Source organism: Zavarzinia aquatilis, assembly GCF_003173035.1.
Lineage (GTDB): Bacteria > Pseudomonadota > Alphaproteobacteria > Zavarziniales > Zavarziniaceae > Zavarzinia > Zavarzinia aquatilis.
Genome location: NZ_QGLE01000008.1, coordinates 18,812 through 30,841, shown reverse-complemented (window position 1 = coordinate 30,841; position 12,030 = coordinate 18,812). Strand labels below are relative to the sequence as shown.

At 66.6% G+C, this 12,030-nt stretch carries 13 protein-coding genes; 6 read left to right on the top strand and 7 right to left on the bottom strand.

The window, feature by feature from the left end; genetic code table 11:
• The first annotated feature begins 21 nt into the window (after window positions 1-21).
• Both DKG74_RS21805 and DKG74_RS13975 read left to right on the top strand, forming a co-directional pair.
• A complete protein-coding gene (locus DKG74_RS21805) occupies window positions 22-171 on the top strand; it encodes a hypothetical protein (RefSeq protein WP_165837683.1) in 150 nt (49 codons plus the stop codon).
• A 129-nt stretch (window positions 172-300) separates the two neighbouring features.
• A complete protein-coding gene (locus DKG74_RS13975; RefSeq protein WP_109906790.1) occupies window positions 301-1,071 on the top strand; it encodes a glucose 1-dehydrogenase in 771 nt (256 codons plus the stop codon).
• A 15-nt stretch (window positions 1,072-1,086) separates the two neighbouring features.
• Here DKG74_RS13975 and DKG74_RS13970 read toward each other — a convergent pair whose 3' ends face one another.
• The 3 genes from DKG74_RS13970 to DKG74_RS13960 form a co-directional block, all read right to left on the bottom strand.
• Complete coding sequence (locus tag DKG74_RS13970; RefSeq protein ID WP_109906789.1) at window positions 1,087-1,314, bottom strand: thioredoxin family protein; 228 nt, start codon at window positions 1,312-1,314, stop codon at window positions 1,087-1,089.
• Between the two features lie 11 nt (window positions 1,315-1,325).
• Window positions 1,326-2,324 (bottom strand): permease, encoded by a 999-nt coding sequence (locus DKG74_RS13965; RefSeq protein WP_109906788.1) that lies wholly within the window; start codon window positions 2,322-2,324, stop codon window positions 1,326-1,328.
• A 157-nt stretch (window positions 2,325-2,481) separates the two neighbouring features.
• Complete coding sequence (locus tag DKG74_RS13960) at window positions 2,482-4,497, bottom strand: protein meaA (protein WP_109906787.1); 2,016 nt, start codon at window positions 4,495-4,497, stop codon at window positions 2,482-2,484.
• Window positions 4,498-4,763: 266 nt separating this feature from the next.
• On the opposite strand from DKG74_RS13960, the gene ccrA reads away from it, so the two are divergent.
• From ccrA to DKG74_RS21800, 3 genes are read left to right on the top strand one after another with little or no spacing between them, the layout of a single operon-like run.
• Window positions 4,764-6,062, top strand: a complete 1,299-nt coding sequence (gene ccrA, locus DKG74_RS13955; RefSeq protein ID WP_109906786.1) for a crotonyl-CoA carboxylase/reductase — start codon at window positions 4,764-4,766, stop codon at window positions 6,060-6,062.
• A gap of 34 nt (window positions 6,063-6,096) precedes the next feature.
• Window positions 6,097-7,791, top strand: coding sequence for an acyl-CoA dehydrogenase family protein (locus DKG74_RS13950; RefSeq protein ID WP_109906785.1), 1,695 nt, complete (start codon window positions 6,097-6,099; stop codon window positions 7,789-7,791).
• A complete protein-coding gene (locus DKG74_RS21800) occupies window positions 7,788-8,207 on the top strand; it encodes a PaaI family thioesterase (protein ID WP_165837682.1) in 420 nt (139 codons plus the stop codon). Before DKG74_RS13950 ends, DKG74_RS21800 begins: the two co-directional genes overlap by 4 nt.
• Before the next feature lie 4 nt (window positions 8,208-8,211).
• Here DKG74_RS21800 and DKG74_RS13940 read toward each other — a convergent pair whose 3' ends face one another.
• The 3 genes from DKG74_RS13940 to DKG74_RS13930 form a co-directional block, all read right to left on the bottom strand.
• Window positions 8,212-8,625 carry an MAPEG family protein gene (locus DKG74_RS13940; RefSeq protein ID WP_109906784.1) on the bottom strand — a complete coding sequence of 138 codons (414 nt, stop codon included), beginning with the start codon at window positions 8,623-8,625 and terminating at the stop codon, window positions 8,212-8,214.
• A 73-nt stretch (window positions 8,626-8,698) separates the two neighbouring features.
• On the bottom strand, window positions 8,699-9,358 hold the full coding sequence (locus DKG74_RS13935; RefSeq protein WP_109906783.1) for a VOC family protein: 660 nt from the start codon (window positions 9,356-9,358) through the stop codon (window positions 8,699-8,701).
• Entirely contained in the window at window positions 9,355-10,215 is an 861-nt protein-coding gene (locus DKG74_RS13930) for an SDR family oxidoreductase (protein WP_109906782.1), read from the bottom strand. The genes DKG74_RS13935 and DKG74_RS13930 overlap by 4 nt, the downstream gene beginning before the upstream one ends.
• 44 nt (window positions 10,216-10,259) lie before the next feature.
• On the opposite strand from DKG74_RS13930, the gene DKG74_RS13925 reads away from it, so the two are divergent.
• A complete protein-coding gene (locus tag DKG74_RS13925; RefSeq protein ID WP_165837681.1) occupies window positions 10,260-10,988 on the top strand; it encodes a tetratricopeptide repeat protein in 729 nt (242 codons plus the stop codon).
• Here DKG74_RS13925 and queG read toward each other — a convergent pair.
• Window positions 10,966-12,030, bottom strand: coding sequence for a tRNA epoxyqueuosine(34) reductase QueG (gene queG / locus DKG74_RS13920; RefSeq protein ID WP_109906780.1), 1,065 nt, complete (start codon window positions 12,028-12,030; stop codon window positions 10,966-10,968). The two genes, DKG74_RS13925 and queG, sit on opposite strands and share 23 nt — an antisense overlap.

The following is a 12,030-nucleotide window of genomic DNA, read 5'->3' as shown; positions in this document are numbered from 1 at the left end:
GAAGCCGAAAGGAACAAGACCATGGCCAAACGGAAAGAGACCAGCAGGACCACGCCGCTCGATCCCATCGACGAGGCCAGCCGGGAATCCTTCCCGGCGAGCGACCCGCCCGCCTTCGTGCCGACCCATGCCGGCACGGCGGCACCCGTGAAGGGCAAGCAGGACAAATAACCTGCTGCGGCTTGATCCCGGGCAGATCGTCGCGGCGTGGACCCTGCTATCTTTCCCTGCCGGCAGGATCGGCCGGCACAGCAAAGCCGGGTCCCAAGCAGGGCCCGGCGCATAAGGGAGAAATGTCCGATGGGTCGAGTACAAGGCAAGGTCGCCCTGATTACCGGGGCGGCGAAGGGAATCGGCAAGGAAGCGGCGCTGCTGCTGGCGCGCGAAGGCGCGAAACTCGCGGTGACCGATTTCGACGAAGCGGAAGGGCGCAAGGTCGCCGAGGCCATCGCCGCCACGGGCGGCGAAGCCCTGTTCATGAAGCAGGATGTCGCCGACGAGGCGCAGTGGCAGGCGGTGATCGCGTCGACGCTCGCCCGCTTCGGCCGGCTCGACATTCTCGTGAACAACGCGGGCGTCGCCCTCGCCGGCAGCGTCGAGGAGACCAGCCTCGAGGACTGGCGCTGGCTGATGTCGATCAACCTCGACGCCGTCTTCCTCGGCACCAAGCACGGCATTCTCGCCATGAAGGGCAATGGCGGCGGCTCGATCATCAATATCTCGTCGATCGAGGGCATCATCGCCGACCCCAACCTCGCCGCCTATAACGCCAGCAAGGGCGGCGTGCGCATCTTCAGCAAGTCGGCCGCGCTCCACTGCGCCAAATCGGGATACAAGATCAGGGTGAACTCGGTCCACCCGGGTTACATCTGGACGCCCATGGTCGAAGGCTATCTGAACGAGACCGAGGACCCGGCTGCCGGCAAGGAGGGCCTCGTTTCTCTCCATCCCATCGGCCGGCTCGGCGTCGCCTCGGACATTGCCAACGGTATCCTTTATCTCGCCTCGGACGAGTCGAGCTTCATGACCGGTAGCGAACTGGTGATCGACGGCGGTTACACGGCGCAGTAACACCGAAGGGTGCTGTCACAGGAGCTTGCCGATATCCTCCGGCGACAGCACCCGCCCGCTCGATACCAGCTTGCCGTCGACCATCAGGGCCGGCGTGTGCATCACACCCGCCGCCGCGATCTCGGCGATATCGGTCACCTTGACGAATTCGGCGTCGATCCCGGCCGCCGCCGCCGCCGTCTTGGCGTTCTCGCCGAGGGCGATGCACTTCTTGCAGCCCGAGCCGAGGATTTTGATGATCATGATGCTCTCCTTCAGACGAACCAGCCCGACAGGGCGTTGAACAGGAAACCGATGGCGAGGATGCCGCCGGTGACGACGCCGGTGAAGGCGACGAGCAGCTGCATCTTGACCACGCGCTTCAGCAAGACCAGCGAGGGCAGCGACAGGGCCGTGACCGCCATCATGAAGGCGAGCACGGTACCGAGGCCGACGCCCTTGCCCACCAGTGCCTCGGCGACCGGCAGGGTGCCGAAAATATCCGCATACATCGGGATGCCGACCAGTGTCGCCAGCGGCACCGACCACCATTTGTCCTGGCCGAGCAGGGCGGTGATCGCCTCTTGCGGAATCCAATTGTGGATGACGGCGCCAAGGCCGACGCCGATCAGGACATAGGGCCAGACCCGGCCGACGATCTCGATCACCTGATCCCGGGCATAGGCCAGACGCTCCGCTCCGGTCATCGCGGCGTCGCTATCCGAGACGGGGGCCTTGCGTACGAAATCCGCGATCTGCGACTCCAGATGCAGACGGCCGATCACCGTGCCGCCGACCACAGCGACAACCAGCCCCACCCCGACATAGGCGAGGGCGATCGACCAGTTGAAGATCGAGGCGAGCAGGATGACCGACGCGAGATCGACAAGGGGCGAAGAAATGAGGAACGAGAACGTGACGGCGAGCGGCAGCCCCGCCGCGGTAAAGCCGATGAAGATCGGGATCGACGAGCAGGAACAGAAGGGCGTGACCGTGCCGAGCAAGGCCGCCAGCACATTAGCGCCCAAACCGGCGCGGCCACCGAGGATGCGCCGCGTCCGCTCCGGCGGAAAATAGGCCTGGCCGAGGGAGACGGTGAAGATCAGCACCGACAGCAGCAGGAATATCTTCACAACGTCATAGACGAAGAACTGCACCGAACCGCCCAGCCGCGACGCGGGGTCGAGACCGCCCGCCGTCACCCCGGCGCTCACGAGGTCGGACAGCCACGCCATGCGCAGCACTTGGTCGTTCAGCCAGCCGAACACGGTCACGTTTCCCCATCGACGGTGCCGGTGGCACGACGGGGAACAGGCTGTTGCCTGTCCAGGATCGGGCTTCCGGCTTGCCCCTTACTTGCGCACGAAGGGGGTGCCGGCGACTTGATCTGGATCAGGGACCGGGGCCGCTTTCGCGGCCCCGGCAAGGGCGTCAGGCGGCGACCGGCAGTTCGTCGATCATGTCGACGATGTCGGCCATGATGTCGGTCAGCTGGTAATCCTTCGGCGTATAGACCCGGGCGACACCCGCGGCCTTCAGCTTGGCCTCGTCCTCAGGCGGGATGATGCCGCCGACGATCACCGGAATATCGGCGATGCCGGCCGCCTTCATCTTCTCCATCACGTCGGTGACGAGGGCGACATGGCTGCCCGAGAGGATCGACAGGCCGACGACATGAACGCCTTCTTCCAGCGCCGCGTTGACGATCTGCGCCGGGGTCAGGCGGATGCCCTCGTAGACGACTTCCATGCCGGCGTCGCGGGCGCGGACGGCGATCTGCTCGGCGCCGTTGGAATGGCCGTCGAGGCCGGGCTTGCCGACCAGGAACTTCAGGCGCCGGCCGAGCTTGGCCGAGACTGCGTCGACCTTGGTCCGCACGGCGGCCATGTCGCCGGCCGGGGCCGAGGCGGCCCGGGCGACGCCCGTCGGCGCGCGGTATTCGCCGAAGACCTCCCGCAGGATCTGGCCCCATTCGCCGGTGGTGACACCCGCATGGGCGGCGGCGATGGAGGGTTCCATGATGTTGCGGCCCTCGACCGCGGCGCTGCGCACGCCTTCCAGCGCGGCCTTCACCTTGGCTTCATCGCGCGAGGCGCGCCAGGCCTTCAGACGCTCGACCTGTTCGATCTCGGCGGCATCGTCGACGACGAGGATCGCGCCTTCCGAGCCGGTGGCGAGCGGGCTGGGCGCCGATTCGATGAATTTGTTCACGCCGACCACGGTCATGTCGCCCGATTCGATGGCGGCCAGACGCTGGGCGTTCGATTCGACCAGACGCTGCTTCATGTAGGAGGATTCGACGGCGGCGATCGCCCCGCCCATGGCCTCGATCCGGGCCAGTTCCTCCATCGCCGACGCCTTCAGCTCGGCGACCTTCTGGCCGACCACGGTCGAGCCGTTGAAGATGTCGCCGAATTCGAGAAGGTCGGTCTCGAAGGCCAGGATCTGCTGGCAACGCAGCGACCACTGCTGGTCCCACGGCCGCGGCAGGCCCAGCGCCTCGTTCCAGGCCGGCAGCTGCACCGAGCGGGCACGGGCGTCCTTGGACAGGGTGACCGCCAGCATTTCCAGCAGGATGCGATAGACGTTGTTTTCCGGCTGCTGCTCGGTCAGGCCGAGGCTGTTCACCTGCACGCCATAGCGGAAGCGGCGGAACCGCTCTTCCTGGACGCCATAGCGATTGAGGGTGATCTCGTCCCACAATTCGGTAAAGGCGCGCATCTTGCAGACTTCGGTCATGAAGCGGATGCCCGCGTTCACGAAGAAGGAAATGCGCCCGACCACCTTGGGCAGGTCCGAAGCCGGCACCTGACCCGCCTTCTTCACCTCGTCGAGCACGGCCTGCGCCGTCGCCAGGGCATAGGCCAGTTCCTGCACCGGCGTCGCTCCTGCTTCCTGCAGGTGGTAGGAGCAGACGTTCATCGGGTTCCACTTCGGCACTTCCTTGTAGGTAAAGGAAATGACGTCGGCGATGAGGCGCATCGAGGGCTGCGGCGGGAAGATATAGGTCCCGCGCGAGAGATATTCCTTGATGATGTCGTTCTGCGTCGTGCCCTGCAGGTCCGATCGCTTCGCCCCCTGCCCTTCTGCCGTCGCGATATAGAGCGAGAGCAGCCAGGCCGCCGTCGCGTTGATCGTCATCGAAGTGTTCATGCGGCCGAGCGGAATGCCGTCGAACAGCGTCCGCATGTCGCCGATATGGCTGATCGGCACGCCGACCTTGCCGACCTCGCCACGCGACAGGACATGGTCCGCGTCATAGCCGGTCTGGGTCGGCAGGTCGAACGCTACTGACAAACCTGTTTGGCCGCGCGCGAGGTTCGTGCGATAAAGGGCATTGGACGCCGCCGCCGACGAATGGCCGGAATAGGTCCGGATCAGCCAGGGGTCGTCGCGCACGACCTTGGTCGCATCACTCGCCACGCTTTCACGCTTGGTGTCACTCATTGTCAGAATCCCCGCTCTCGCAACTTTCTGGCGTTCTAGACCCTCTGTCCGCCAGCGACATTACTCTTTCGGACCATATCCGATGCCATATTATTCAAATAGCATGTTGTGCGACGCAAAATAAACTTGCAACTCGGACGCTGTGCATCCAAAACTCCGGCCCTACCCCGATCTCCTCCTTGGAGTAGGATGGCCGGGGGGCGGCACGCGGACAAAAGCAGCTAACGCCGACCAATATAAACCGACGGAGCGCGAGGGACAGAAGCATGACGGCAACCACGACGGGTCAGGTCCAGACGGCCTCGATCAGCCAGCCGATCAAGGATCTTTACGAAGTCGGCGAGATCCCGCCGCTCGGGCATGTGCCGAAGGAGATGTACGCCTGGGTCATCCGGCGCGACCGTCACGGCCCGCCCGAGACCGCGATGCAGCTCGAGGTGATGCCCGTGCCCGAGATCGGCGAGGACGAAGTCCTGCTGCTCGTGATGGCCGCCGGCGTCAACTACAACGGTGTCTGGGCGGGCCTCGGCATTCCCGTTTCGACCTTCGACGTGCACCGCAAGGACTACCACATCACCGGCTCCGACGCCTCGGGCGTGGTCTGGAAGGTGGGCGCCAAGGTGAAGCGCTGGAAGGTCGGCGACGAAGTCGTCGTGCACTGTAACCAGGACGACGGCGACGACGAGGAGTGCAACGGCGGCGACCCGATGTTCTCGCCCTCGCAGCGCATCTACGGTTACGAGACCGCGGACGGCTCCTTCGCCCAGTTCACCGTCGTCCAGGCGCGTCAGCTGATGCACCGGCCGAAGCACCTGTCGTGGGAAGAGGCGGCCTGCTACACGCTGACCCTCGCCACCGCCTACCGCATGTTGTTCGGCCATCGTCCGCACATCCTGCGCCCGGGCCACAACGTCCTCGTCTGGGGCGCCTCGGGCGGCCTCGGCTCGATGGCGATCCAGCTCATCTCGATCTCGGGCGCCAATGCGATCGGCATCATCTCGGACGAGACGAAGCGCGATTTCGTCATGTCGCTGGGTGCCAAGGGCGTCATCAACCGCAACGACTTCAAGTGCTGGGGCCAGTTGCCCAAGGTCAATTCGCCGGAATTCGACGCCTTCATGAAGGAAGCGAAGAAGTTCGGCAAGGCGATCTGGGACATCACCGGCAAGGGCAACGACGTCGACTTCGTCTTCGAGCACCCCGGCGAGGCGACCTTCCCGGTCTCCACCTTCGTCGTGAAGCGCGGCGGCATGGTCGTGTTCTGCGCCGGAACCTCGGGCTTCAACATCACCTTCGACGCCCGCTTCGTGTGGATGCGTCAGAAGCGCATCCAGGGCAGCCACTTCGCCAACCTGATGCAGGCGTCGCAGGCCAACCAGCTGGTGATCGAGCGTCGCCTCGATCCCTGCATGTCGGAAGTCTTCTCCTTCGAGGATATTCCGCGCGCCCATACCAAGATGTGGAAGAACCAGCACAAGCCGGGCAACATGGCGGTTCTCGTTTCCGCCAAATATCCGGGCCTGCGCACGATCGAGGATTCGATCGAAGCCGGTTACAGCGCCTGATTGTCATAACGTAGAGTAGTCCGAGGAGCGAAACATGAGCCTTGCCGCCACTGCATCCGAAACCGCCGCCGACACCGTCCTGACCGACCTGTTCGGCAAGGCGGCCCAGGCGGTAGAAGCGGCGGACACGCTCCTCGGTCACGCCAAGGCCGCGGTCCTCGCCAAGGTCGCCGTGAACGGCAAGGTCTCGGGCGCCAAGCTCGAGGCCGAGCAGTTCGCGGCCCACGGCCTCGCCTGGCTCGCGACCTATGTCGAATCCCTGCGCCAGCTGCTGCACTGGGCCGAAACCCTGAAGGGCGAAGGCAAGCTGGGCCGGCTCGAGACCCTGATCCTGCAGTCCGGCTTCGGTGAATATCTCGCCCAGATCGAGGGCGGTATCCCGATGAGCCAGGGCGAGGTCGTGCGCCCGGCCGACTACGGCCTGAGCGAAGATCAGGTGAATGCCTATATGGCCGTGCCGGGCGTCGCCGCCCTGCTGCACGCCGGCAATACCGCCGCCGTCCGCGCCGAGATCGCGGCCGCGATTTCCGATGGTCTCGCCAGCGGCTTCGGCGACCTCGGCCTCGACGAGACCATGGCCATGGTGCGCGACAGCTTCCGCCGCTTCGCCGAGGACAAGGTCATTCCCTTCGCCCACGAATGGCACCTGAAAGACGAGTTCATCCCGCTCGAGATCATTTCGGAACTCGCGGAACTCGGCGTCTTCGGCCTCACGCTGCCCGAGGAATACGGCGGCCACGGCCTCGGCAAGACCGCGATGTGCGTGGTTACCGAAGAACTCTCGCGCGGTTACATCGGCGTCGGCTCCCTCGGCACCCGCGCCGAGATTTTCTGCGAGCTGGTCATGGCCGGCGGCACCGAGGCGCAGAAGCAGAAGTGGCTGCCCCTGATATCCTCGGGCGAGCTGCTGCCGACCGCGGTCTTCACCGAACCCAACACCGGCTCTGACCTTGGCTCGCTGCGCACCCGCGCCGTGCTCGACGGCGACGTCTACAAGGTGACCGGCAACAAGACCTGGATCACCCACGCCGCCCGCGCCGACGTGATGACCCTGCTTGCCCGCACCAACCCGGCCGAGCCGGGTTACAAGGGCCTGTCCATGTTCCTCGCCGAGAAGAAGCGCGGCGACGATGCCAACCCCTTCCCGACCCCGGGCATGACCGGCGGCGAGATCAAGGTGCTCGGCTATCGCGGCATGAAGGAATATGAAATCGGCTTCGACGGTTTCGAGGTGAAGGCCGAGAACCTGCTGGGCCAGCAGGAAGGTCAGGGCTTCAAGCAGCTGATGACCACCTTCGAATCGGCCCGCATCCAGACCGCGGCGCGCGCCGTCGGCGTCGCCCAATGCGCGCTCGAACTCGGCCTGCGCTATGCGCAGGAACGCATCCAGTTCGGCAAGCCGACCTATTCCTTCCCGCGTGTCTTCGGCAAGCTGGCCTGGGCCGCGGTCGAGATCATGATCGCGCGCCAGATCACCTTCTTCGCCGCGCGCGAGAAGGACGCGGAGCGCCGCTGCGACCTCGAGGCCGGCATGGCCAAGCTGCTGGCGGCCCGCGTCGCCTGGGCGACCGCCGACAACGCCCTGCAGATCCATGGCGGCAATGGTTACGCCGAGGAATATCCGATCTCCCGCGTGCTGTGCGACGCCCGCATCCTGAACGTCTTCGAGGGCGCGGCGGAAATTCAGGCCAATGTCATCGCCCGCCGTCTGCTCGAAGGCGGCAATTGACCGGGGACGATCTGGCGGCGCGCTTCGGCGCGCTGCCCCTGCCCGCCTGTTCGCGCCATCTCGGCTTCGCGCCCATCGGCTTCGATCCCGCCACGCGGGAATTGCGCGCGAGTTTTGACGGCAAGCCGGAATTCTGTAATCCGCGCGGTGTCGTCCAGGGTGGCTTTCAGGCCGCCATGCTCGACGACGTGATGGCGGTCGCGCTGATCCTGACGACGGAGGGCAAATATGTGCCGCCGACGCTGGAACTCAAGGTCTCGTTTTTCGAGCCGGTGATGCCCGGCGTCATTCAGGCCCGGGGCCGCGTGCTGCGGCTCGGCCGCTCCATCGTCTTTCTCGAGGGCGATCTGCTCGGCGACGACGGGCGACTGCTTGCCCGCGCTTCCGCGACGGGCAAGCTGCTCGCGATCGGCTGACGCCTCAGCCGGCGACCGCCGGGGCCACCATGGCCAGCGCCGTGCCCGCCTTGATCATCATCCAGACGACAATGCCCATCGCGCCGATCCAGACGAGCGTGCGCAGCGGCCCGATATTGGCGAGATAGATCGCCGTATAGACGAGGCGCAGCGCGATATAGATCATCGCCCACTGGTCGAGCCAGGCCCGGTCGACACCGGCGACAAAGCACAGGATGACGGCGGCGGCGAAGGGCGCGACCGCTTCGAGATGGTTGTTGTGGGCCCAATAGGCGCGCTGGCGCCAGCCGGTCTGCTTCTCCAGCCAGATGCGCGGCGAATTATTGTCGTAGCCCTTACCGGCCGAAACCTTGCCCACGATATTGGTCAAGGCCGGCAGCATAATCGCAATCACCAGACAGATCACAGCAATCGACATCGTCTCTCCTCCCTGCGTTATCTTCGCAGCAACGGAGAGATAACAGCCCGCGCGGCAATCGGAAAGGGTGGCTTCAGAGGCCGAAGGTGCGATTCGGCACGCCACCCATGGTCTGAAGCGCGAAACGCCCGCGCGGCCCCTCGATCACCGCCGACAGACCCGCCGCCCCCGCCTGCGGATGCAGCGCGAGACCAAGGGCGGCAAAGGTCCATTCGAGGCGCGCCGCCTCGGGACAGGTCACGGCGAAGTCGACCAGCGACAGCCCCGCCGGCGCCGAGGCAGAGGGATGGGGGGAAGCGCCCCAGTCGATCAGGAAAGGCACCAGCGCACCGAAACCGTGGCCGTCGATGCCGAGGATGCTCCAGGCCAGATGGACGCCGTCGGGCCTTGTCCGCGCCATGGCGACGGGCCCGGGACTCGACAGGCCGGCGCCGGGCAATTCCGCGGCAAGACGGGGCAGGTTTCGCCCCTGCGCGCACCAGCCGATCAGGCTCGGCACCGGCAAGGCTTCGACAAGGGCGCCCAGCGTGCCCGCCCGATCCTGCGATGGATCGGGCGCGAGGATTTCGAGATAGAGCCCGTCGCCAAGCCCGGCGAGGGCGTTTCGCGTGCCAAAGCCGGGATGCCGGCCGCCGACCGCGGCGCGCACACCCGACAGGTCTTCCAGCCGGGCGATGCCCTCGTCGAGATCGGTGACGGCCCACAGCAGATGGTCGAGACGGTCCGGCCTCATGCCCCGCCCCCCGTCAGCAGGGCGCGCAGGCCCTCGCGATAGCTCGGATAGGCCAGCGTGACCCCCAGTTCCTCATGCAGGCGACGGTTCGACACCCGCTTCGATTCGGCCCAGAAGCTGCGCGCCATGGCGCTCATCTCCGCCGCCTCGAAGGCGATGCGGGGTGGCCGGGGCAGACCGGCCAGATCGGCGGCATATTCGATCACCTCCCAGGGCGGCGCCGGCTCGTCGTCGCAGACATTATAGGCCGTCCCCGGTCGCGGCCGCGCGATCGAGGCTTCCAGTACAGCGGCGATGTCCTCGACATGGATGCGGCTGAACACCTGACCCGGCTTCACCACCGCCTGCGCCCGCCCGGCGCGCAGTTGCGCGATGGCGTTCCGCCCCGGGCCATAGATGCCGGCGAGGCGAAAGATATGCAGCGGCAGGCCGAGGGCGGACCAGGCCGCCTCCGCCGCCGCCCGGCGCTGGCCGCGCGCGCCGGTGGGGGCGATGGCGGCGCCCTCGTCGATCCAGTCGCCGCCCCGGTCACCGTAAACCCCGGTGGTCGACAGATAGCCCGCCCACAAAAGGCCCGAATGCCGGGCGAGAAGGTCGCCATGATGATCGACCACCGCATCCCCCGCCTCGTCGGGCGGCACCGACGACAAAAGATGCGTGGTGCCGGCCAGCGCCGCTTCCGGGTCGGCCAGCGGCTGTCCCCGGTCGAACAGATGGACCTCGATCCCTTGCGCGCGCAGGCGTTCGGCCTTGTCCGCCGTTCTGACCGTGCCGGCGATGGCAAAGCCCCGGGGGCCGAGGCGCTGGGCCAGCGCCAGCGCGCTGTAGCCGAGGCCGAAACAGAACAGGCGGGGCATGTGCGGCCTTGCGTCAACGAATGCGAGAGAGGACTGTAGCCATCATGCCCGCCGTTAAACAAGCCGCCCTCGGCCTCCTTCTCGCCGCCGCCGCGATCCTGCCCGCCCGCGCCATGACCTATGGCGAATGCACCGCCCTGATCGACAAGGCACCCGGCGACGCCTATAGCGCCGCCGTCGCCTGGATCAAGACGACTGACGATCCCGCCGCCCAGCATTGCGCCGCCCTCGCCGAAGTCGCGCTGAAGCGTTACGGCGCCGCCGGCGACCGCCTGAACCGCATGATCGACCAGACCGAGAATCCTTACGAGGCCGCCGCCCTGCTCGGCCAACTCGGCAATGTCCGGATGCTGGACGGCAAGCCGGACCTCGCGATCAAGGCCTTCGACCTCGCGGTGAAGAACACGCCGAACGATCCCCAGCTGCTGGCCGACCGGGCGCGGGCCTATGCCGCCCAGAAGAACTGGCCGATGGCGGTGCGCGATCTCGACGGGGCGGTGCAGATCGACGACGAAGACCCGGAACTGCACCTCCTCTATGCGACGGCATTGCGCGAAGCTGGCAAACTGCCGGAAGCCCTCGGCGCCATCGAGAAGGCCGCCAGTCTCGCCCCGGGCGACGCCGCCATCCTCCTGGAGCGCGGCCGCATCCATCTCCTGCGCGATGAACGCGACAAGGCCGCCGCCGACTGGAAACAGGCCGCCGCCAAGGCGACCGATCCCGCCATTCGCGACGCGGCCAACGCCAGCCTCAAGGCGCTGACGAAGAAATAGTCTCCAGCCGCGCCAGCGCCCATTCGGCCATGGCCCGGACCTGCGGGCTGCCGTCCGACATCAGGTGGCGGGCGACGCGCAGCAGGGCGGGGTCGCCGGAATTGCCGATGGCGATGCAGACATTGCGGATGAAGCGGTCGCGGCCGATGCGTTTCACCGGTGTCGTCGCGAACAGGCTGCGGAAGGCGGCATCGTCGAGCTGGGCGAGCGCGGCGAGCGGGATCGCCGCCAGTTCCGCCCGCTCCGACAGTTTCAGGTCGCGCGACGCGCTGGCCCATTTGTTCCAGGGACAGACCGAAAGGCAATCGTCGCAGCCATAGATCCGGTTGCCGATGGCGGCGCGGAATTCTTCCGGGATCTCGCCGTCATATTCGATGGTCAGGTAAGCGATGCAACGCCGCGCGTCGAGCTGATAGGGCGCGGGAAAGGCGTTCGTCGGGCAGATGTCGAGGCAGCGCCGGCAGCTGCCGCAATGATCCACCTCGGCCGCGCCTGCCGGCAGCTCGATGCCCAGAAACAGCGCGCCAAGAAAAAGCCAGGAGCCATGCTCGCGGCTGACCAGATTGGTATGCTTGCCCTGCCAGCCAAGCCCCGCCGCCTGGGCGAGCGGCTTTTCCAGCACGGGCGCGGTGTCGACGAAGACCTTCACCTCGCCGCCGAGGTGGCGCACCGCCCACTGCGCCAGCATCTTCAGCCGGCCCTTCATCACATCGTGGTAATCGCGCATCCGGGCATAGGCGGCGACAACACCCCGGTCCCTTTCACCGAGCAGGGCAAGGCTGTCGCTCTCCGGCCCGTAATTGGCGCCCAGCATCACGATGCTGCGAACCCCGGGCCACAGCACGCGGGGATCGGCCCGGCGTTCTTCGGTCTCGGCCATCCAGGCCATGGTGCCGTGCCGGCCCGCCGCCAGCCAGTCGCGGAACAGCGCATCCCGGCCCAGCGTCTCGATGCTATCGGGCGCGGCGAAGCCGACGGCATCGAAACCAAGCCGCCGCGCCTCCCCCTCGAGGGCGGCGCGGGGATCGGCGGGCGCGGCCAT